Consider the following 19,950-nt stretch of genomic DNA (forward strand, 5'->3'; position numbering starts at 1 on the left):
TGTTTAATCGTTTATTTGTTTAATCGTGTAATTGTCCTTGTTTAATCTTGTAATTGTTGAATTGTATTTCGTTTTGACTTTTAAACTGTTAAACGATTACACTTTTAAACAATTTTCCAACAATTCTACATAAATCTTTATTCCTTCTTCAATTTCAGCCAAATATATAAATTCATTGGCAGAATGAGAACGTGTACTATCTCCAGGTCCTAATTTTAAAGATTGGCAAGTTAACACAGATTGGTCTGATAATGTTGGAGAACCATAAGTTTCTCTTCCCATAGCAATTCCTGCTTTTACCAAATCGTGTTCTAAAGAAATAGAAGAGGAGTTCAGGCGTAAACTTCTAGGTGTAATTTTAGTACAAGGTGCTTGTGCTTGTAAAATATCTGCAATTTCTTGATTTGAATAGGCATCATTTACACGCACATCTATCACCAAATCTACATGACCAGGAACTACATTGTGTTGTGAACCTGCGTTTATTTGAGTAACTGTCATTTTTACATCACCTAAAGCATCAGAAGATTTGTCAAACTTAAAGTCTTTAAACCATTGTAAAACTTCAATAGTGTTATAAATTGCATTGTTATCATTTGGGTGTGCAGCATGACTTGGAGTTCCATCAACTTCTGCATCAAAAACTACTAAACCTTTTTCTGCAACTGCTAAATTCATCAAAGTAGGTTCGCCAACTATGGCAACATCTATATGTGGTATGATTGGTAACATACTATTCAATCCATTATTTCCACTATTTTCTTCTTCTGCAGAAGCCACAATAACCAAGTTGTATTTTAGATTTTCTACTGCATAAAACTTTGTGAAAGTTGCTATTAAAGACACCAAACAACCACCTGCATCATTAGACCCTAAACCATATAATTTGCCATTTTCTACAAAGGCTTTAAAAGGATCATTTGTGTATTTAGAATTTGGTTTTACAGTGTCATGATGTGAGTTTAGTAACAATGTAGGTTTGGTTTCATCAAAATATTTATTGGTTGCCCAAACATTGTTTTTAGTTCTTTTAAACGGAATTTCATACGCTTTAAACCAGTTTTCTATTAAAACGGCTGTTTTATCCTCTTCAGTAGAAAAAGATTGTGTTTCTATTAAACCTTTTAAAAGTGCTATTGCTTTTTCTGTGAGTTGTTTTAGTTCCATTTTATAAAGTGATGGTTGTAAAGTTTGTATTTTCTTTTGTAAACATAGCTATATTGCCAATATGTACTTTTTGTACACCATTATGTAATGCATCAAAACAATTGTCTATTTTAGGAATCATACCATCTGTAATGATATTTTTTGCTAAAAGGTTTTGGTATTTTTCTGTATTTATTTGCTGAATTACAGAGGTTTTATCATTAAAATCTTCTAAAACACCATTCAGTTCAAAACAATAGTAAATAGATGTATTGTAAATTTTACTCATAGCAACAGCAATGGTGCTTGCAATGGTATCTGCATTGGTATTTAATAATTGCCCGTCTCCATCATGGGTAATAGCGCAAAAAACAGGTGTAAAATCTGCTTTGATTAATTTATCAATAGAATGATTTGCTACTTTTTTTACATCACCCACAAAACCAAAATCAACTTCTTTTACAGGTCTTTTATTTGATTGTATACTGTTGATATCTGCACCAGTTAAACCTATTGCATTGGTTTGTAATGCTTGAAGTTTTGCTACCACGTTTTTGTTGACTAAACCACCATACACCATGGTAATTACTTCTAAAGTTTTAGCATCTGTAATACGTCTGCCATTTATCATTTTAGATTCAATGCCTAATTTTGAAGCTATAAAAGTAGCTTTTTTACCACCTCCATGAACTAAAATTTTGTTTCCTTTTAATTTAGAAAAAAGTTTTAAGAAATTGTTTAAAGAAGTTTCATCTTCAATAATATTTCCTCCTATTTTTATGATTGATAGCTTTTCCATAAGTGCTGAACTTGTTTCAGTATCTTTTTGTTTTTATGTTAGATTCTGAATCAAGTTCAGAATTGCGAAGATTTTACAAATCTTCTAATATTTTTTTAAGAACTAATTGTGCAGCAAAAGTTCTATTATTTGCTTGTTCTATGACCAAAGAATTTTCACCATCTAAAACAGCATCTTCTACCACAACATTTCTTCTTACAGGCAAACAATGCATAAATTTAGCATTCCCTATTTTTTCTTTAGTGATTGTCCAATTATCATCAACCTTTAAGACTTTACCATAATCTTTATAAGAACTCCAGTTTTTGGTGTATACAAAATCAGCATCTTTAAGCGCTGCTGACTGATTGTGATAAATAGGGGTGTCTTTTGTTATTTCTGGATTTAAATTATATCCTTCTGGATTTGCAATCACAAATTCTACATCCATTTTTTGCATTGCTTGTACAAAACTATTACCCACTGCATGTGGTAACGCTTTGATATGCGGAGCCCAACTTAAAACCACTTTTGGTTTTTTTCTATTAGAATTTTCAGCAATAGTAATCGCATCTGTTAAGCCCTGTAAAGGATGACCCGTTGCACTTTCCATACTTACAATTGGTACAGAAGCAAATTTTACAAAAGAATTTAAAACTTGTTCAGACTCGTCTTTTTCTTTGTCTGTTAAGCTTGGAAAAGCTCTTACAGCGATTACATCACAATATTGAGAAACTACTGCTGCAGCTTCTTTTATATGTTCTGCAGTATTACCGTTCATTACAGTTCCATCACCAAATTCAATTCCCCAAGCATCACCAGAAACATTCATAACTATTGGATCCATGCCTAGATTTAATGCGGCTTTTTGTGTACTTAAACGTGTACGTAAACTTGAGTTGAAAAATAATAAACCTAATGTTTTGTGTTGGCCTAATTCTTTATTTCTTAGAGGGTTTTCTTTTATTTTTCTAGCCTCTTTAATCCAAGAGTTGATGTTTTCTATGTCGTTTATGGATGTGTAATTCATCATTTTTTATTGTTTAATCGTTTAATCGTTTAATTGTTTAAAAGTTCTAAGGCGATTAAACAATTACACATTTAAACAGTTACACTTTTTTACTTAATTTTTGTAAACGGTACTTTATTTTCACATGCATTTGTAATAAAGTTGTCTTCTAAACCATTTACAATCCAAGTTTCTATGTTTGCTTTTTTTGCCAATGCCACTGCTGCTATTTTAGACTGCATACCACCACTACCATGAGACGATTTTGAATTGACAACTTCATTTTTTAAATTTTCGAAATTTGTAACTTCTTTAATGGTAATTGGTGTATTGTTTTTAATGGATTCTTTTGTGTAAATTCCATTTGTATTTGTGGCAATGATTAATAAATCTACTTCTAACAAAGTAGCTGTTAATGCGGCTAATTTATCGTTATCACCAAATTTAATTTCATCTGTTGCAACGGTATCATTTTCATTAATTATAGGAATGTAATTATTATTGACCAAAACATTAATGGTATTTACAATATTTGTTTTGCTTTCTTGTCTTTCAAAATCAGAATAAGACAATAAACACTGTGAGGTTAACAAACCATACTCTCTAAAAATTTCTTGATAAATTCTTATTAAATGTGGCTGACCAATTGATGCTAAAGCTTGTTTTACAAAAACTGCTGATTGTTTGCTTTCTAATTTTACAAACTGTTTTGCAACTGCAATTGCACCAGAACTTACAATAATAAATTCGTAAGAGTCTTTTAATTTTGCAATTTGATTTGCAATATCTTCAATTTTACCCCGAGAAATATTATTGGTTTCTTTGGTAAGTGTATTAGACCCTATTTTTAGTAAAATTCTTTTCTTTTTTTGCATTTAAATTCAATTATGAATTAAAATATTTTAATGTGAAACCTCTAATTTCTACCTAATTTGTCCAGTTCCATGAACATACCATTTATTGGTAACCAAATGTTGCAGACCAATTGGTCCTCGTTGATGTAATTTGTCTGTACTGATGGCTAATTCGCCACCCAAACCTAATTGACCACCATCTGTAAAACGAGTGGAAGCGTTGTGATATACAGCTGCAGTATCTACATTTTCCATAAATAATTTAGCCTCTTCATTATTTTTTGTAATTATTGCTGAGGAATGGCCCCCAGAAAACTTGTTAATCTTTTCAATTGCGGCTGAGTTTGATGAAATTGTACCTACCACAATTTTATAATCTAAAAATTCTTGAGACCATACATCTTCTGAATGAATTTTTTCTACTTGATGAGATTTTGAGGTGTTATCATCACCTAAAACTTGAATATTATATTCTTTTAAGGTTTTGATTAATTTTGCAACAAACTCTTTTTTATTTGGTAGATTTTCATCAACTAAAACTTTATCAACAGCATTACAGGCAGAAATTTTAGATTTTCCGTTAATAATGATATCTATTGCAGTTTTTGTATCTGCTTCTTTATGCACATATACAAAATTATTACCTCTACCACTTATAATTACTGGGCAAATTGCGTGTTGTTTTACAAATGCAATCAATCTTTCTCCACCTCTTGGTACAATTAAATCTATTCTTTGAGATGGTTTTTCTAAAAAAGCTTGCGTTTCTGTTCTGTTAAATTGTAAATAGGTTACCCAATCTGTAGAGGCATTGTGCTTTTGTAGGGCTATATGCCATAAATCGACAATTTTTAAGTTAGATTGTAAGGATTCTTTACCACCTTTTAGTAAAATTTTATTTCCAGATTTAAAAGCAATGCCAGCAGCTTCTACTGTAACATCAGGTCTCGATTCATAAATAATTAAAACGGTACCAAAAGAGGCAGTTTTATTGTACACTTGCATCCCATTATCGTGCTTAAAACTAAAACGTTCTACACCAACAGGATCTGCTTGCGAAGCCAAATGTTTTGCAGCGGCAATCATTTCATCAACTTTAGCATTTGTAACCTTTAAACGATCAGACATCGAAATATCATCACCTTTGTAAGCCTCTAGATCTTTTTGGTTGATGCTAATCAATTCAGCTCTATTAGCCTCCAAAAGTTCTGCCATGCTAAGCAAAACATTATTTCTTGTTTCTATGGATAATAATGTGTTCATTTTTAATAAATATTCTAATTTATTTTAGTATTAATTGCATTTTTTTAATGTAAAACATCAATTAAAGCTTCAAAAAACTCATCTATATGATGTTTTTTGATATTTAATGGAGGTAAAATTCTTAATAGTTTTTTATTAGAAGAACCACCTGTAAAAATATGATGATCGTAAATTAATTTTTTACGTAAATCACCCACTTCAAAATCAAATTCTAAGCCTAACATTAAGCCTCTACCTTTAATTTTTTTTATTTGCGAAATTGTTTGGGCAATTTTCATAAAATAATCAGACATTTGATTTACGTTGTCTATCAGTTTTTCTTTTTCAATAACTTTTAATACAGCCAAACCCGCTGCACAAGCTAAATGATTTCCACCAAAGGTGGTACCTAACATTCCGAATTTTGCTTTAATGTTTGGGTGAATTAAAATACCGCCAATAGGAAAACCATTTCCCATTCCTTTTGCAATAGAAATGATGTCTGGAGTTACATTATAGTGTTGATAGGCAAAGAATTTTCCAGATCGGCCATAGCCAGATTGCACTTCATCTGAGATAAACAGCGTATTGTTTGCCTTACAAAGTATATCAACTTGTTCAAAAAAATTAGCAGTTGCTTGGTCTAAACCACCAACACCCTGTATAAACTCTACAATTACTGCACAAACATCACCTTTTTCGAGTTCTGCCTTTACAGTATCGATGTCGTTTAAATCTAAAATAGTAACTTTTTGTTGTGCGTTAATTGGGGCAATAATATTTTTATTATCTGTTGCAGCAACTGCAGCAGAGGTACGCCCATGGAAACCATTTTTAAAAGCAATAATTCTTGATTTTTGAGTTTTAAAAGAGGCTAATTTTAAAGCATTTTCATTGGCTTCTGCACCAGAATTACATAAAAACAATTCGTAATCTTTACAGCCAGAAAGCTTTTCTAACCTATCTGCTAGTTCTACTTGCAGTGGATTTTGAACTGCATTAGAGTAGAAACCTAATTTAGAAACTTGGTTTTTAATTGCTTTCACATATTTAGGATGTGCATGACCAATAGAAATTACTGCGTGGCCACCATATAAATCTAAATATTCTACTTTCTTGTCATCATAAACATAGGCTCCTTTTGCTTTTACAGGAGTTACGTCATACAAAGGGTAAACGTTAAATAATGGCATGATTTTTATTTTTTAATTTGATTAATTTTTTCAAAAGATTTGTTAATTCCTTTTATTAAAGATGAGCTTAAACCTTGATGTTCCATCTCATTTAAACCCTCAATAGTACAACCACCAGGGGTGGTAACCCTATCTATTTCTGCTTCTGGGTGTTTGCCAGATTCTTTTAATAAACTTGCGGCTCCGAAACAGGTTTGCATGGCTAATTCGTGTGCTTCTTGAGCTTCAAAACCCAATTGTATAGCTCCTTGAGTTGTAGCTCTAATTAATCGCATCCAAAATGCAATACCGCTTGCGCAAATTACTGTAGCAGCTTGCAGTTGCTCTTCTGGAATTTCCATAGAGTTTCCTAAACTACTAAAAATGGTTTTTGCAATAGCTACTTTTTGTTTTCCATTTTCGTTTGCAGCAATACACGTCATAGATTGGCCTACAGCAGCAGCTGTGTTTGGCATGGCACGAATTATATAATGTTTTGCACCAATAATATTTTCTATTTTAGCAATAGAAAAACCAGTAATTACAGAGATGATTAATTGCTCTTTGTTTATAGTATATTTTAACTTTTCTAATATTTTACCTAAATGCCTTGGCTGTACAGCAAAAATTATCACATCTGCATTTTTAACAGCTTTTTCATTATCTGAAGTTAGTGTTGTTTTTTTATACTTATTAAATTCTTTTATAGAATCTAAATTTCTTTTAGTTACACAAATTGCGCTAACTGCTTTATTTTTTAATAAACCTTTTGCAATAGATTGCCCTAAACTTCCTGCTCCAATAATTGCTACTTTCATCTTTTTAGTTTCAAAGTTTCAAAGTTTGAATGTTTCAAAAGTTAAAACTGTTAATAATTAGATACTGAAACAAGTTCAGTATTTTAAGCCTTTGCAAGGCTTAAAAATAATTTGCTTTTAAATTTAATCCTAAATTTTCTTCAAAGCCATACATTAAATTCATATTTTGAATTGCTTGACCTGATGCTCCTTTTAGTAAATTATCTATGGTGCTAGTAATTAATAATTTATTTTCAAATTTCATTAAATGTATTAAACACTTGTTGGTATTTACCACTTGTTTCATGTGAATTTCTTTATCAGAAACAAACGTAAAAGCTGCTTCTTTATAAAAATCTTTATAAATTTTTATAGCATCTTCTATGGATCCCTCAAATTTTGTATAGGTTGTTGCAAAAATTCCTCTTGAGAAATTTCCTCTATTTGGCATAAAGTTAATTTCTGAATTAAAATCTGATTGTAATTGATTTACAGTTTGATTAATTTCTCCTAAATGCTGATGTGTAAAAGCTTTGTAATGAGAAAAATTATTATCTCTCCATGTAAAATGAGTGGTTTTTGATAATGATGTTCCTGCTCCAGTAGCACCAGTTACAGCATTAATATGGATATCTTTTTTTAACAATCCATTTGCAGCCAAAGGTAAAATGGCCAATTGTAATGCAGTTGCAAAACAACCAGGATTTGCTATATATTTAGCGTTTTTTATGGCTTCTTTTTGCAATTCAGGTAAACCATATACAAATTCTTTTCCTTCAAAAATTTTGTCTGCTATTAGTCTAAAATCGTTACTTAAATCAATGATTTTTGTGTTTTCTGAAAACGAGTTATTTGCTAAAAAAGCAGTAGAGTTTCCATGCCCTAAACATAAAAATAAAACATCTATATTTTTATTGATTTCTGATGTGAAATTAATTTCTGTATTACCAATTAAATCTTGATGTACTTGATGTAATTTATTACCTGCATTAGATGTACTGTACACAAAGTTGATATTGGTTTTTGGGTGATTTAATAACAATCTTACCAGCTCACCAGCAGTATAACCTGCACCACCTATAATACCTATTTCTAATTTTTTCATTCTTAAAAAATTGTTTAAAAGTTTAATTGTTTAATCGTGTAAAAGCCTCTTTAAAATATTCATTTATATAGTTCAACAATTAAACAATTACACGATTTAACATTACTTATTTACTTGCTGATAAATTTTATTCTGATTCCCTAAAATCTTAATAAAGCCTTTAGCATCATCTGCTGTCCAAGCTTTATTTTCTTCACCATAAGTGCTAAATTTACTCGACATTAAATCGTGGTTAGATACAATTCCATCCAAAGAAAAATGATAGGGTTTCAACGTAACTACTACATTACCAGAAACCATTTTTTGAGAACTTTGTAAAAAAGCTTCAGTATCTCTCATTACAGGATCTAAATACTGACCTTCGTGCAAATGCATTCCGTAAAAACTAGACAAATATTCTTTGTGTTGTAATTGCCATTTTGTAAGTGTGTGTTTTTCTAATAAGTGATGCGCTTTTACAGTGATTAAAGCAGCAGCAGCCTCAAAACCAACTCTACCTTTTGTGCCCACAATGGTATCACCTACATGAATATCTCTACCAATAGCATACTTAGAGGCAATATTGTTTAGATTTTTTATATTGATTTCAGGTTTGTTTTCTTGACCATTTAAAGCTACAAATTCTCCGTTTTTAAAAGTTAGGGTTACTTTTTCTTCACCCTCTTTTTCTAATTGAGAAGGGTATGCTTCATTGGGTAAAGGTTTTTCTGATTTTAAAGTTTCTACACCACCAACACTCGTACCCCAAAGACCTTTGTTTACAGAATATTTAGATTTTTCCCAAGGCATATCAATTCCTTCAGATTTTAAGTAATCTATTTCTTCTTGTCTTGATAATTTTTGATCTCTAATTGGTGTAATAATTTTAATATTTGGCGCTAAAGTTTGAAAAATCATGTCAAACCTTACTTGATCGTTTCCTGCCCCAGTAGAGCCATGTGCAATGTATTCTGCATCAATACTTTTAGCGTATTCTATGATTTCAATAGCTTGAATAATTCTTTCTGCACTTACAGATAATGGATAGGTAGCGTTTTTTAAGACATTACCAAAAATTAAATACTTAACTACTTTGTTGTAGAAAGTTGATATCGCATCAATATTTTTATAGGTTGAAACGCCCATTTTATAAGCATTACTTTCAATTTTAGAAATTTCTTCTTTTGTAAAACCTCCTGTATTTACACTAACTGCATGTACGTCATATTCTTTTGATAAACTTACTGCACAGTAAGAAGTATCTAAACCACCACTGTAGGCTATTACTAATTTTTTCATTTTTTACCTTTTTTTAGAAACAAATTTTGTTTCATTTTTTTTAATCTTTTAAATACGTTTTCTTTAACTTCTTTAGAAGCTTCTTTATTATTGTTTTTAGGATCAAACAACATTCCTGTACATAAGCACATTTTTCTATCTGTTCTTGATAAAATATCAAAGTTTCTACAGGTTTGGCAACCATCCCAAAAGCTTTGATCGTCTGTAAGTTCAGAAAATGTTACCGGTTTGTAACCTAAATCGTTATTTAGTTTCATTACAGCTAAACCCGTTGTAATACTAAACACTTTAGAATTTGGGAACTTGTTTCTAGAGTGCTCAAAAACTACTTTTTTAATTTTTTTAGCCAACCCTAAGTTTCTATAATCTGGATGAACAATTAGGCCAGAATTGGCAACAAATTTTCCATGACCCCATTTTTCTATATAACAAAATCCAGCAAATTTATTACCATCTAAGGCAATAACAGCATTACCATTTTCCATTTTTGTGGCAATATATTCTGGTTTTCGTTTTGCAATACCAGTACCTCTAACCTGTGCAGCGTCTTCTATAGTTTTACAGATGATTTCTGCATATACGATATGAGATTTATCAGCAATTACAATTTTCATTGTATTGTTATTTTTAAGTGTATTTATAATTTTACTGTTTTTTTGAGAAGCGGAATTGGACGCACCTAATTCCATAATTTATTGAACACCCAAAGGGCGAATTATAAAAAAACGGCGTACAAAGCGTTTGTTATTACTAGTTGTAATATTTAAATTTTGTTTGCTCGTAAAGTTTGTTGTATTATACATGATAAAAAAATAAAAAATATAGATTCCCTTTTGTGCTCTGTTTTTAGTATTAGCGCAGTAGACTGCGAAAGCGCAATCTGGGTACTATCGTATTTGTTTTATTTTTTGAAGTAATCATGATGTAAAAGTAAATTATTTTTTATTTTAAAAGATAAAAAATAATGTTTTTTAAAAATTTTTATCAAATTGATAAAAAAACAACCTCTTAATTGATTAATATTTATCAAACGCTTTTAAAATTGTGGTCAGTTTGAAAAAGATGTTAAGTTTTTATTTGTTAAAAGTCTATAATAGATACTTTAATTTAGAATTTTTTACAATTCGGTATGAAAAAAATACAGTTGGGTAATGTTTTATTAAAAAAAAACTATTTGAATTGCATCTTTGAACCATTAAATAACATTTAAAAATATATATTATGAAGTTTTTAGCATCATTTTTAATCTTAGTCATATTAGCTATAACAAACAGTATGACAGCGCAAAACAAAAGTACAGACACAAAAGAAATTACAGTAACTGTTTTAAATGCAACTTCAGATGCTGGTAAAATAGGATTTGCTTTGTACACAAAAGACAATTTTATGAGAAAACCATTACTAAGTAAAGAAGGTAAAATTAAATATGGAAAAAGTACGGTTATTTTTGAAAATATTCCTGCTGGCGAATATGCCATAATTTGCTATCATGATAAAAATAATAATAATAAAATGGATTTTTCTTCAAATAGAATGCCGTTAGAAGATTACGGAGCTTCTAATAATGTAATGGCTTTTGCACCACCAACTTTTGAAAACGCAAAATTTTTATTAAAAAATAAAAATCTACATTTAGATATTAATTTTTAGTAAATTTCGCTACCCATTTATCAACAATAAATAATAAACAAATCTATGACTAGCCAAGAGGTATATACCATAAAAAGTGTAAAAAATGCAGCTATTTTATGTTTAAAACTAACTATTATTTTTGGTCTATTATTTAGTGTGATTTTTTGGCAAACAACAATAAAAGGTATTGCTTGGTCGTTTATAATTTCTGGAATGTATTCTTTTGGAATTGGTTTTGGTAATGGTTTTATAAACGGTTATTTGTCTACTAAATGGGATTGGATCAAACACACTAATCAAAGAGTTTGGGCAGGTATTATTGCCTCAGTTCTATATACAGTGCCTATTGTTTTAATGATTAATTATGTTGTTTTTGTTGTTATTAATAATAACAATTCAGACACCTTTTTTAAAGGTAATTTCTTTTGGGCGCATTTGTTTTATATTGTTCTTTCTTTAGCAGTTTCTGCCTTTTTACATGCCAAAGGTTTTATGCAAAACTGGAAAGTTGCTATGACCAAAGAAAACACCAAACAAGAAATTGTAGCAAAAACAGAAACAGCTAAATTTGAATCTTTAAAAAACCAATTAGACCCACATTTTTTATTTAATAGTTTAAATGTATTAACGAGTTTAATTGGCGAAAATCCAAATCAGGCGGAAAGGTTTACCACAAAACTTTCTAAAGTTTATAGATATGTTTTAGAGCAAAGAAACAAAGATCTAGTGCCTATTGAAGAGGAATTAAAGTTTGCAAAAACGTATATGGAATTGTTAGGAATGCGTTTTGAAGATGCTGTAAAATTTAACATTCCAGATATCATTAGTACTAATGAGCTTAAAATTGTGCCTTTGTCTTTACAACTTTTATTAGAAAATGCGGTAAAACACAATGTGGTTTCTACCTCTAAACCACTTACCATTAACATTTATGAAAAAGATAATTATTTAATTATAGAAAATAATATCAACCCAAAAGAAGCTTTAGGTAAAAGTACCAAAATTGGATTACAAAATATTGCAGATAGGTATGGGTTAATTACTCAAAGAGGAGTAAAAATAGAAAATAATAACAAAAAATTTAAGGTGAGTTTACCTCTATTAATCAAAATGAACAATATTATGTATTCAGACAATTTAGAAAATAGTAAGTATGTAAAAGCAGTAGAAAGAGTAGAAAAACTAAAAGAATTTTATCAGAATTTAGTCTCTTTTTGCTTAGTAATTCCCTTTTTAATCTTTATCAATTTAAAGTTTTTTCCAAGTTTTCACTGGTTTTGGTTTCCAATTTTTGGATGGGGAATTGGTTTAACCTTTCATTTTTTAGAAGTAAATAATTATAATATTTTCTTAGGAAGAAATTGGGAAGACAGAAAAATTAAAGAAATGATGGAGCAAGAAAATAAGAATAATCAATAAAAAAATATGATAATGGAAAAAGAATTTACACAAGAGCAAAAATATATTTTGGCTCGTAAAAGAGTAGAAAAAATTAGCAAGTTTTATAAACATTTAGTAGTATACGTAATTATAAACACCTTTTTAAGTGCCATTTTTATTGCAGGTGATGTAAATGATGGAGACACTTTTATAGAAGCTTTTACCGATTATCATAATTATAAAATTTGGATGTTTTGGGGAATAGGAATCTTTTTACAAGTACTAAATACTTTTGGAATCAACTTTATTTTTAATAAAAAATGGGAACAACAAAAAATTAAAAAATACATGAATGAACAAAATAACATCAAATAAAATGCAACAAGATTACACACAACAAAAACGATATATAAGAGCCCAAAAAAGAGTAAAAGAGATTAAAGGGTTTTACACGCACTTTGCTGTTTACTGTTTGGTAACTCCTCTTATTATTTTCGTAAACCTAACATTTGTTCCCCAATTTCATTGGTTTTGGTTTTCTGTTTTTGGTTGGGGTTTGGGTATTTTTTTTCATTGGCTAGCTGTTTTCGGTTTTCATTTAATTGGTTTTGGTAAAAATTGGGAACAGAAAAAAATTAAGGAATTTATGATTGAGAATAACAAATAATTATGGAACAGAATTTTATAAACGAACAAAATTACATACGTGCAAAAAAACGTGTAAAAGATATTAAAGGCTTTTATATTCACTTAATTGTATATGTACTTGTAAACCTATTTATAAGCGGAATTATAATTTTTGGATTAACACAAAGTGGTGATACTTTTGGCGAAGCACTTACCAATTTCGGAACATATTCAACAGCATTTTTTTGGGGAATAGGAATGTTTTTTCACTGGTTAGGCGTTTTTGGCTTTAAATCTTTAGGGTTCGGAAAAGACTGGGAAGAAAGAAAGATTAAAGAATTGATGGAAAAAGATGATGAGCAATAAAGAGTAAGCTAAGAAATTATCAAGAATTAAGGGACAAGTATGAAGTGGGAAGAAAAGAGAATTTTCTTTTAATATTTTGTGTTTTTTTGATTTGATTAATAACTAATATTTAAATAAATGAATGTTCTAATTATAGAAGACGAAAAACCAGCAGCTAGAAGGCTAAATAGAATGTTGGCAACTCTAGATATAGAAGTACAACAAATGTTACATTCTGTAGAAGAATCTTTAAACTGGTTGCAAAATAATGCACATCCAAATTTAATATTTTTAGATATCCAGTTGTCAGATGGTTTGTCTTTTGAAATTTTTGAAGAAATAGATGTAAAATCTGCTATCATTTTTACAACTGCTTATGATGAATATGCCTTAAAAGCTTTTAAATTAAATAGTATAGATTATTTGCTAAAACCCTTAGATGAAGATGAATTAAAAGTGGCCGTAGATAAATTTAAAACCAATCAACCCCAACATACAGGAATACAAGTAAATTTAGATGATATTAAAAAATTACTAATAAATCCTGTAGATAGAAAGTTTAAAAAACGAATTTCTATAAAGATTGGGCAGCACATCAAAATTATAAATATTGATGAAATTGAATGCTTTTACAGCGAAAATAAAGCAACTTATATACATACTTCAGAAAACAGAAACTATCTATTAGACAACTCTTTAGAGCATTGGCAAGAGCAGTTAGATTCTGAGAATTTTTTTAGAGTCAACAGAACGTATATTGTACATATTAATGCAATAAAAGATATTATTGCGTATTCAAATTCTCGGTTAAAATTGATTTTATACACTTATAATAACCAAGAAATTATAGTAAGTAGAGAGCGTGTAAAAGATTTTAAAAATTGGATTGACTAAACTTTCAATTTTAGTTTTAAAATTCTAGATGCTATTTATTTGGGGGATTTAATAATTTGAAATAAGATTAAAAACAGTACATTCAAAAATGATTCAACTTGATTACTTTGGTTATATTTGATCTTATTCTTAAACAAAAAAAGATATCATTTTGAAAACTAGTTTAATCATTGTTAAATATTACCCCGTCTTTGCCATTTTTGGTTTTTTATCAATGGCTATTTTTAGGATACCATTATTTTTTAATAAAAAGCTACAATTTTATAAATTAATGGGTACAGGTAAAAATGGAACATTTGATAAAATTCCAGATTTATCTCAATGGGCTATTTTAGTAACTTATGAAGGTGATTTAAATTTAAACACTCAATTTGGAAGCTTTATTTTAAAATGGTTTAATTTGTTTTGTAAAAAACAAACTATCTATATATTAAAACCAATTGAAGGTCATGGTTTATGGGATCAAAAAAAGGTCTTTGGTAATTTGCCAGCAACTTCTAACTATGAAGGAGAAATAGCTGTGCTAACTAGAGCAACAATTCGTTTAAATAAATTACGTTATTTTTGGAAAAACGTAGCTCCAATTGCCTCTCAAATGTCTACAGCAGACGGGTTTATAAATTCTTATGGAGTTGGTGAGGTTCCTTGGGTAAAACAAGCAACTTTTAGTGTTTGGAAATCAAAAGAGATGATGAAAAATTTTGCCTATAAAATGCCACAACATAAAGCGGTTATCAAAAAAACAAGAAAACAAAAATGGTATAGTGAAGATATGTTTACACGTTTTACCATTCAACAAAAAATTGAAAAATAATACATTTACCTTACGTTATACTTCCATTATATTTTTTTTGTTTTATTTAAAAATTAATTACTTTTCATATTTGATTAAATATTTACATATAATTCATAAATATAATGTTTAATACTTTTTTGTTTTTTATTTTTACAGAAAAAATAAATAAATGAAGGAAGTAGCTGTTATTGGTAGTGGAATTGCTGGTTTAGCCACATCTATTCGATTAGCTTTAAAGGATCATAACGTTTCTGTTTTTGAAGCAAATTCTTACCTTGGTGGAAAATTATCTTCAATAAAAAAAGAGGGTTTTACTTTTGATACTGGACCTTCTCTTTTTACAGCACCAGAAAATATAGAAGCACTTTTTAGTTTAGCCAAAAAAGATATATCTAGCTACTTTGTATACAAAGGTTTAGATGAAAGTTGTCGTTATTTTTTTTCGAATGGAAAAAAAATTATTGCAAAAAAAAGTTTGGAAGCATTTGCAGATGAAGCTGAAAAAGTTTTCGGAGAACCCGCAGAAAATACTAAAAAGTATCTTCAGAATAGTAAAATAGCTTATCAAAATATAGGAGAACTTTTCATAGATTTTCCTTTAGATTTAAGTTTAATTACTAAAAGTGAAACTTACAAAGCTTTGTTTAGTGTAAAATTACCTTACATCTCAAAGTCCTTAAATAGTTTCAACGAATCAAGTTTTAAAACACCAGAAATGATTCAGCTTTTCAATCGATATGCAACCTATAATGGTAGTAACCCTTACAAAGCACCAGCAATGTTAAGCATGATATCAAGTTTAGAGCAAAGCCAAGGAACTTTTTATCCAGATGGGGGAATGATAAGTATTATCAAAGCTCTGGTGCAGCTAGCAAAAGATGTTGGTGTTAAGTTTTACACAAATAGTAAAGTAGAAAAAATTGAAACTCTAAAAGGTAAAGTAACAGGTGTTTTAGTAAACGAAAAAAAATATCATGCAGACATCGTTGTAAGTAATATGGACATTTATTATACCTATAAAAACTTACTTACGGATAAAAATTTTGCTAATAAAGTACTAAAGCAAGAACGTAGCAGTAGTGCTTTTATATTTTATTGGGGTATTAATGCCACTTTTTCAGAATTAGGTTTGCATAATATCTTTTTTAGTGAGGATTATCAAAAAGAGTTTAAACAAATATTTGAGGAATCAGTTTTACCTGACGAGCCAACCATTTATGTAAATATAACTTCTAAATACAACAAAAATCATGCTCCAAATAAAAGTGAAAATTGGTTTGTAATGGTAAATGCTCCTGCCCATAACGAGCATAATTGGGAAGAACAAAAAGAAAAAGTAAAAAAGTTTATTATTAAACAAATAAATAAACAGTTAAACACAAATATTGAAGATTATATTGTGGTAGAGGAAACACTTTCTCCATTAAATATTCAACAAAAAACATCGAGTTTTATGGGGTCTTTATACGGTACAAGTAGTAATAGTAAAATGGCTACTTTTTTTAGACAACAAAATAGAAGTAAATATTATAAAAATTTATATTTCTGTGGAGGGAGTGTTCATCCAGGAGGAGGAATTCCTTTATGTTTTAAAAGTGCAAAGTTGGTAGCAGATGATATTCAGTAATTTAATCAAATACAAGTATAAACTAGCATTAGGAATAAGTTTATTATTTCATATAAGTGCCATTATTGGCTTACTTTTTACTGAATATAATGATTTCTTTATTAACAATACTCCTTTGAATTTAATCATATCAATGTTATTGTTATTTTACACACAACAAAAGATTAATAAATCATTTTGGCTTTTTTTTAGTGTTTGTTTTTTGGCAGGATTTATTTATGAAATTATTGGGGTAAATACAGGTTTTCTTTTTGGTGATTATGAATATTCTATTGTTATGGGGTATAAAATATCTGGTGTCCCTATATTATTAGGCAATTTATGGTTTATAACGATGTATTGCGTTGGAAGTTTAACATTTCAATCTTATAATTGGCTTAAAACAAACTTTAATTTTAAAGTTTCTAGTCAAATAGAACTTCATTTATTGGCAATAATTGGAGCTTTTACGGCAGTGTTTCTAGACCTATTTTTAGAGCCTGTTGCTATTAAATTAAATTTCTGGCAATGGTATCCACTTGGGGAAATTCCAATTTATAATTATGTATGTTGGTTTTTTGGGAGTTTAATTTTACAGTATTTATTTGTAAATTTGAATTTTAATAAAAAGAATATATTCGCTTTTTATTTATATGTGATTCAGCTTATATTTTTTATAACCATTAGTTTATTTTATAAATGATTTTTCTTTTTACCTTATCAATTACCCTAACAACTTTCATTATAATGGAGGGCATTACTTGGGCAATGCACAAATACGTAATGCACGGTTTTTTGTGGTATTTACATGAAGATCACCACAAACCAAATGCTCACTTTTTTGAAAAAAATGATGCTTTCTTTTTAATTTTTGCCATACCAAGTTGGTTGTGTATTATGTTTGGCTTGCAAGATAAAGTGTTTTGGCTTGCAGGTATTGGTTTTGGTATTGCACTTTATGGCTTTGCTTATTTCATGGTGCATGATGTTATTATTCATCAGCGTTTTAAATGGTTTTCCAGAAGTAATAATACTTATATTAAAGCTATTAAATGGGCGCATAAAATGCATCACAAACAACTAGGTAAAGAAAAAAGCGAAAGTTTTGGCTTATTGTTTGTTGCTAAAAAATATTGGGAAAAGGTAATTAAAGAACAGGCGTTTAGAAAACAAAAAGAGAGAGAAAGAGAACGAATAAGCTAAGGAAATTAGCAGCATTTCTAAGATAGGCTCAACCAAAAGTCCAATTATAAAAGTAGTAACCAGTGCTACATATATTAGAGTAGCATTTGGTCTTTTAAAAAAAGAATTAAAATATCAATCTAAAAATAACGTTATTAAATGTGTAAATTCAACAAAATGATTAAAAAAAATTGTGTAGTAGCTGTATTATTAATGTTTTCAGTTTTATTAACAAGCTGTGGAGATGGAGGTAAATATAAAATCGAAAAAGGAAAAGTAGGACATTTATCAACCAAAACTAAAATATCTGACTTAAATAAAATATTCGAAAATGACTCTATTGTAAAAAACTTAAGCGAAGGCGCTTTAGGAGACAATTATTTTCAAGATGATGATGAATATTTAATTTTCGAAAAAGGAGGAAAGCACCTCTTAACCATTATACCAAAACAGCAATTAGACTCTCTTTCTACCATCAAAAGTATCGAAGTTTTCGATGCTAGATATGCAACAGAAACAGGTGTCAATATCAATTCTACCTTTGCAGAAATAAATACCAATAATAATATCAACAGAATAGAATCTACGTTTTCTACTGCAACACTATTTATTAACGATTTTAACATAACAGTTGCTATAGACAAAGAAGAGCTGGGTTTAAGAGATTTTAGCACTCAAAAAGTAAGTTTAGAGCAAATTCCAGATTTAGCAAAAATGAAATCTTTGGTGGTTTGGTTTAATTAGGGCGTACCCACACAAAAAGGTGTGGTCGTGCTTTCCGTTATATCTTTTTTTTTTTAATGCAGTACTTGTTTCGCTTTCTGTTATAAAAATAATGAATTCTTAGACAAATAACACCTTTTATATTTTATAAAAAAAGGATGCCACTTCAATCACTTACGCAAAATGCAACCCGTTATGAAAAAAAAATACACCATACAAAAATCACCATTTGTAGTACCCACAACAGATGGCAAATTAATTGAAGAACATTTTGGTAATGCCACAGATGGTAATTCCCAAATAAGTATTGCTCATATGGTTGTGCCTTCTGGTTGGAGCGAGCCTTTTCAAACACCTCTTTTTGATGAATATACCTATATCATAAAAGGGAAAAAACAATTTATCATAGAGGATGAAACTGTTGTTTTAAAAGCTGGAGAATCTATCAAAATCAATAAAAACACAAGAGTGCAATATTCGAATCCCTTTAAAGAGGAATGCGAGTATCTAGCCATTTGTTTACCTGCTTTTTCTGTAGATTTAGTAAATAGGGAAGAGTCTTAAGTTTTTTTTCTAGTCAAATAAAAAGGTAGATAAATCAACAAAAAATACGGTATTACAATTAATTCTACCACAAAAATGTATTGTGGCCAATCACCAAAAAAATCTAATAAAGTGGCGGCATTAGGTTTTCTGTTGGTGTAAAAATAATTAGAGCCTAAAAAGTAATTTACAACAAACATTAATAGCATATAAATTTGCATTGCTAAAAATGCTTTTCCCACACTTTTTAAAGTAGGTCTTAATTTGTATATAAAAGTTGCAAAAAACATAAAAGTTACCAAGCCAGCATGTATATACCAATACCTAAAAAATTTAAAATTTAAGTAATTATATTCATCGGGTGTAATTAAAGATTGTAGGGTACCAGCAATCACTAAGAAAAAGAATACTTCGTAATACAACAATTTTCTAGTTACAGATAAAAAGGGAATTACCAAAGTTAAAAAACTACACAAATGTAGAGGTAAATCTGTTTTATAATTAAAATTACCAATATACATAGTTAAAATAACCCCCAATAGAGTAGTTGTAAAAATTGAAAACGCAAATACATTACCAATTCTATTTTGTAATTTTTTGGGTTGTTTTTTAGTAAAGTAAATCAATAAAAAACTCAAACAAAAAATAATAGTGATTACCCACAAATGTTGACCTGTAAAAGGTACAAAATGGTTGTTTTCTTCTAAGAAAAAATTCATTTTAATAAAAATAATTTTTGCAATCTATAAAATTAAATAATCATAACCCGTTGTGCATTATGATTTAAGAAAAAAAAGTTGTTCATATTACTGAAAATCAGTAAATTGATTTAACCACAAAT

23 protein-coding genes are annotated in these 19,950 nt (G+C 29.1%); 12 read left to right on the plus strand and 11 right to left on the minus strand.

What is annotated here, in order from left to right:
- Positions 1 to 96: 96 nt before the first annotated feature.
- From Q0662_RS06995 to Q0662_RS07040, 10 genes are all read right to left on the minus strand, one after another.
- On the minus strand, positions 97 to 1,167 hold the full coding sequence (locus tag Q0662_RS06995; protein ID WP_298948257.1) for a M20 family metallo-hydrolase: 1,071 nt from the start codon (positions 1,165 to 1,167) through the stop codon (positions 97 to 99).
- A gap of 1 nt (position 1,168) precedes the next feature.
- Positions 1,169 to 1,945, minus strand: a complete 777-nt coding sequence (gene argB, locus Q0662_RS07000) for an acetylglutamate kinase (protein WP_298948258.1) — start codon at positions 1,943 to 1,945, stop codon at positions 1,169 to 1,171.
- Between the two features lie 73 nt (positions 1,946 to 2,018).
- The gene (locus Q0662_RS07005; RefSeq protein ID WP_298948259.1) at positions 2,019 to 2,957 is read right to left on the minus strand and encodes an acetylornithine carbamoyltransferase; all 939 of its coding nucleotides are present in this window, start codon (positions 2,955 to 2,957) and stop codon (positions 2,019 to 2,021) included.
- Positions 2,958 to 3,043: 86 nt separating this feature from the next.
- Positions 3,044 to 3,808 (minus strand): glutamate 5-kinase, encoded by a 765-nt coding sequence (proB, locus tag Q0662_RS07010; protein WP_298948261.1) that lies wholly within the window; start codon positions 3,806 to 3,808, stop codon positions 3,044 to 3,046.
- 48 nt (positions 3,809 to 3,856) lie between these two features.
- Complete coding sequence (locus Q0662_RS07015; RefSeq protein ID WP_298948262.1) at positions 3,857 to 5,050, minus strand: glutamate-5-semialdehyde dehydrogenase; 1,194 nt, start codon at positions 5,048 to 5,050, stop codon at positions 3,857 to 3,859.
- Positions 5,051 to 5,094: 44 nt separating this feature from the next.
- Positions 5,095 to 6,222 carry an aminotransferase class III-fold pyridoxal phosphate-dependent enzyme gene (locus Q0662_RS07020; protein ID WP_298948263.1) on the minus strand — a complete coding sequence of 376 codons (1,128 nt, stop codon included), beginning with the start codon at positions 6,220 to 6,222 and terminating at the stop codon, positions 5,095 to 5,097.
- Between the two features lie 5 nt (positions 6,223 to 6,227).
- Complete coding sequence (gene proC, locus Q0662_RS07025) at positions 6,228 to 7,019, minus strand: pyrroline-5-carboxylate reductase (RefSeq protein WP_298948264.1); 792 nt, start codon at positions 7,017 to 7,019, stop codon at positions 6,228 to 6,230.
- Positions 7,020 to 7,119: 100 nt separating this feature from the next.
- The gene (gene argC / locus Q0662_RS07030) at positions 7,120 to 8,103 is read right to left on the minus strand and encodes an N-acetyl-gamma-glutamyl-phosphate reductase (RefSeq protein WP_298948265.1); all 984 of its coding nucleotides are present in this window, start codon (positions 8,101 to 8,103) and stop codon (positions 7,120 to 7,122) included.
- 102 nt (positions 8,104 to 8,205) lie between these two features.
- A complete protein-coding gene (locus tag Q0662_RS07035) occupies positions 8,206 to 9,381 on the minus strand; it encodes an argininosuccinate synthase domain-containing protein (protein WP_298948266.1) in 1,176 nt (391 codons plus the stop codon).
- Positions 9,378 to 9,995, minus strand: a complete 618-nt coding sequence (locus tag Q0662_RS07040; RefSeq protein WP_298948267.1) for a GNAT family N-acetyltransferase — start codon at positions 9,993 to 9,995, stop codon at positions 9,378 to 9,380. Before Q0662_RS07040 ends, Q0662_RS07035 begins: the two co-directional genes overlap by 4 nt.
- A gap of 607 nt (positions 9,996 to 10,602) precedes the next feature.
- Between Q0662_RS07040 and Q0662_RS07045 the strand changes: the two genes are divergently transcribed.
- The 12 genes from Q0662_RS07045 to Q0662_RS07100 all read left to right on the plus strand — a co-directional run bounded on the left by Q0662_RS07045 (position 10,603) and on the right by Q0662_RS07100 (position 19,130).
- Positions 10,603 to 11,031, plus strand: coding sequence for a DUF2141 domain-containing protein (locus Q0662_RS07045; RefSeq protein ID WP_298948268.1), 429 nt, complete (start codon positions 10,603 to 10,605; stop codon positions 11,029 to 11,031).
- A gap of 45 nt (positions 11,032 to 11,076) precedes the next feature.
- Complete coding sequence (locus Q0662_RS07050) at positions 11,077 to 12,432, plus strand: 2TM domain-containing protein (protein ID WP_298948269.1); 1,356 nt, start codon at positions 11,077 to 11,079, stop codon at positions 12,430 to 12,432.
- A 12-nt stretch (positions 12,433 to 12,444) separates the two neighbouring features.
- Positions 12,445 to 12,768, plus strand: a complete 324-nt coding sequence (locus Q0662_RS07055; RefSeq protein WP_298948270.1) for a 2TM domain-containing protein — start codon at positions 12,445 to 12,447, stop codon at positions 12,766 to 12,768.
- Positions 12,746 to 13,060: a 2TM domain-containing protein gene (locus tag Q0662_RS07060; RefSeq protein WP_298948271.1), complete on the plus strand. Its 315-nt coding sequence runs from the start codon at positions 12,746 to 12,748 to the stop codon at positions 13,058 to 13,060. The genes Q0662_RS07055 and Q0662_RS07060 overlap by 23 nt, the downstream gene beginning before the upstream one ends.
- Before the next feature lie 2 nt (positions 13,061 to 13,062).
- Positions 13,063 to 13,386 carry a 2TM domain-containing protein gene (locus tag Q0662_RS07065; protein ID WP_298948272.1) on the plus strand — a complete coding sequence of 108 codons (324 nt, stop codon included), beginning with the start codon at positions 13,063 to 13,065 and terminating at the stop codon, positions 13,384 to 13,386.
- A 117-nt stretch (positions 13,387 to 13,503) separates the two neighbouring features.
- Complete coding sequence (locus tag Q0662_RS07070) at positions 13,504 to 14,259, plus strand: LytTR family DNA-binding domain-containing protein (protein WP_298948273.1); 756 nt, start codon at positions 13,504 to 13,506, stop codon at positions 14,257 to 14,259.
- 271 nt (positions 14,260 to 14,530) lie between these two features.
- Positions 14,531 to 15,073: a spheroidene monooxygenase gene (locus tag Q0662_RS07075; protein WP_298948274.1), complete on the plus strand. Its 543-nt coding sequence runs from the start codon at positions 14,531 to 14,533 to the stop codon at positions 15,071 to 15,073.
- A gap of 151 nt (positions 15,074 to 15,224) precedes the next feature.
- Positions 15,225 to 16,682, plus strand: coding sequence for a 1-hydroxycarotenoid 3,4-desaturase CrtD (gene crtD, locus Q0662_RS07080; RefSeq protein ID WP_298948275.1), 1,458 nt, complete (start codon positions 15,225 to 15,227; stop codon positions 16,680 to 16,682).
- A gap of 133 nt (positions 16,683 to 16,815) precedes the next feature.
- On the plus strand, positions 16,816 to 17,364 hold the full coding sequence (locus Q0662_RS07085) for a carotenoid biosynthesis protein (RefSeq protein WP_298948282.1): 549 nt from the start codon (positions 16,816 to 16,818) through the stop codon (positions 17,362 to 17,364).
- Complete coding sequence (locus Q0662_RS07090; RefSeq protein WP_298948276.1) at positions 17,361 to 17,864, plus strand: beta-carotene hydroxylase; 504 nt, start codon at positions 17,361 to 17,363, stop codon at positions 17,862 to 17,864. The genes Q0662_RS07085 and Q0662_RS07090 overlap by 4 nt, the downstream gene beginning before the upstream one ends.
- Positions 17,865 to 18,020: 156 nt before the next feature.
- Positions 18,021 to 18,587, plus strand: a complete 567-nt coding sequence (locus Q0662_RS07095; protein WP_298948277.1) for a hypothetical protein — start codon at positions 18,021 to 18,023, stop codon at positions 18,585 to 18,587.
- Between the two features lie 174 nt (positions 18,588 to 18,761).
- Complete coding sequence (locus tag Q0662_RS07100) at positions 18,762 to 19,130, plus strand: cupin domain-containing protein (protein ID WP_298948278.1); 369 nt, start codon at positions 18,762 to 18,764, stop codon at positions 19,128 to 19,130.
- On the opposite strand, the gene Q0662_RS07105 is transcribed toward Q0662_RS07100, so the two are convergent.
- Positions 19,127 to 19,828 (minus strand): TIGR02206 family membrane protein, encoded by a 702-nt coding sequence (locus Q0662_RS07105; protein ID WP_298948279.1) that lies wholly within the window; start codon positions 19,826 to 19,828, stop codon positions 19,127 to 19,129. The genes Q0662_RS07100 and Q0662_RS07105 overlap by 4 nt on opposite strands.
- Positions 19,829 to 19,950: the final 122 nt, after the last annotated feature.

Source organism: uncultured Polaribacter sp., assembly GCF_947503855.1.
Classification (GTDB): domain Bacteria; phylum Bacteroidota; class Bacteroidia; order Flavobacteriales; family Flavobacteriaceae; genus Polaribacter.

What these genes read in the sequence shown, in the direction of transcription:
- Q0662_RS06995 (WP_298948257.1), bottom strand. Translation starts at nt 1,167, where the DNA reads ATGGAACTAAAACAACTCACAGAAAAAGCAATAGCACTTTTAAAAGGT.
- argB (WP_298948258.1), bottom strand. Translation starts at nt 1,945, where the DNA reads ATGGAAAAGCTATCAATCATAAAAATAGGAGGAAATATTATTGAAGAT.
- Q0662_RS07005 (WP_298948259.1), bottom strand. Translation starts at nt 2,957, where the DNA reads ATGATGAATTACACATCCATAAACGACATAGAAAACATCAACTCTTGG.
- proB (WP_298948261.1), bottom strand. Translation starts at nt 3,808, where the DNA reads ATGCAAAAAAAGAAAAGAATTTTACTAAAAATAGGGTCTAATACACTT.
- Q0662_RS07015 (WP_298948262.1), bottom strand. Translation starts at nt 5,050, where the DNA reads ATGAACACATTATTATCCATAGAAACAAGAAATAATGTTTTGCTTAGC.
- Q0662_RS07020 (WP_298948263.1), bottom strand. Translation starts at nt 6,222, where the DNA reads ATGCCATTATTTAACGTTTACCCTTTGTATGACGTAACTCCTGTAAAA.
- proC (WP_298948264.1), bottom strand. Translation starts at nt 7,019, where the DNA reads ATGAAAGTAGCAATTATTGGAGCAGGAAGTTTAGGGCAATCTATTGCA.
- argC (WP_298948265.1), bottom strand. Translation starts at nt 8,103, where the DNA reads ATGAAAAAATTAGAAATAGGTATTATAGGTGGTGCAGGTTATACTGCT.
- Q0662_RS07035 (WP_298948266.1), bottom strand. Translation starts at nt 9,381, where the DNA reads ATGAAAAAATTAGTAATAGCCTACAGTGGTGGTTTAGATACTTCTTAC.
- Q0662_RS07040 (WP_298948267.1), bottom strand. Translation starts at nt 9,995, where the DNA reads ATGAAAATTGTAATTGCTGATAAATCTCATATCGTATATGCAGAAATC.
- Q0662_RS07045 (WP_298948268.1), top strand. Translation starts at nt 10,603, where the DNA reads ATGAAGTTTTTAGCATCATTTTTAATCTTAGTCATATTAGCTATAACA.
- Q0662_RS07050 (WP_298948269.1), top strand. Translation starts at nt 11,077, where the DNA reads ATGACTAGCCAAGAGGTATATACCATAAAAAGTGTAAAAAATGCAGCT.
- Q0662_RS07055 (WP_298948270.1), top strand. Translation starts at nt 12,445, where the DNA reads ATGGAAAAAGAATTTACACAAGAGCAAAAATATATTTTGGCTCGTAAA.
- Q0662_RS07060 (WP_298948271.1), top strand. Translation starts at nt 12,746, where the DNA reads ATGAACAAAATAACATCAAATAAAATGCAACAAGATTACACACAACAA.
- Q0662_RS07065 (WP_298948272.1), top strand. Translation starts at nt 13,063, where the DNA reads ATGGAACAGAATTTTATAAACGAACAAAATTACATACGTGCAAAAAAA.
- Q0662_RS07070 (WP_298948273.1), top strand. Translation starts at nt 13,504, where the DNA reads ATGAATGTTCTAATTATAGAAGACGAAAAACCAGCAGCTAGAAGGCTA.
- Q0662_RS07075 (WP_298948274.1), top strand. Translation starts at nt 14,531, where the DNA reads ATGGGTACAGGTAAAAATGGAACATTTGATAAAATTCCAGATTTATCT.
- crtD (WP_298948275.1), top strand. Translation starts at nt 15,225, where the DNA reads ATGAAGGAAGTAGCTGTTATTGGTAGTGGAATTGCTGGTTTAGCCACA.
- Q0662_RS07085 (WP_298948282.1), top strand. Translation starts at nt 16,816, where the DNA reads ATGTTATTGTTATTTTACACACAACAAAAGATTAATAAATCATTTTGG.
- Q0662_RS07090 (WP_298948276.1), top strand. Translation starts at nt 17,361, where the DNA reads ATGATTTTTCTTTTTACCTTATCAATTACCCTAACAACTTTCATTATA.
- Q0662_RS07095 (WP_298948277.1), top strand. Translation starts at nt 18,021, where the DNA reads ATGATTAAAAAAAATTGTGTAGTAGCTGTATTATTAATGTTTTCAGTT.
- Q0662_RS07100 (WP_298948278.1), top strand. Translation starts at nt 18,762, where the DNA reads ATGAAAAAAAAATACACCATACAAAAATCACCATTTGTAGTACCCACA.
- Q0662_RS07105 (WP_298948279.1), bottom strand. Translation starts at nt 19,828, where the DNA reads ATGAATTTTTTCTTAGAAGAAAACAACCATTTTGTACCTTTTACAGGT.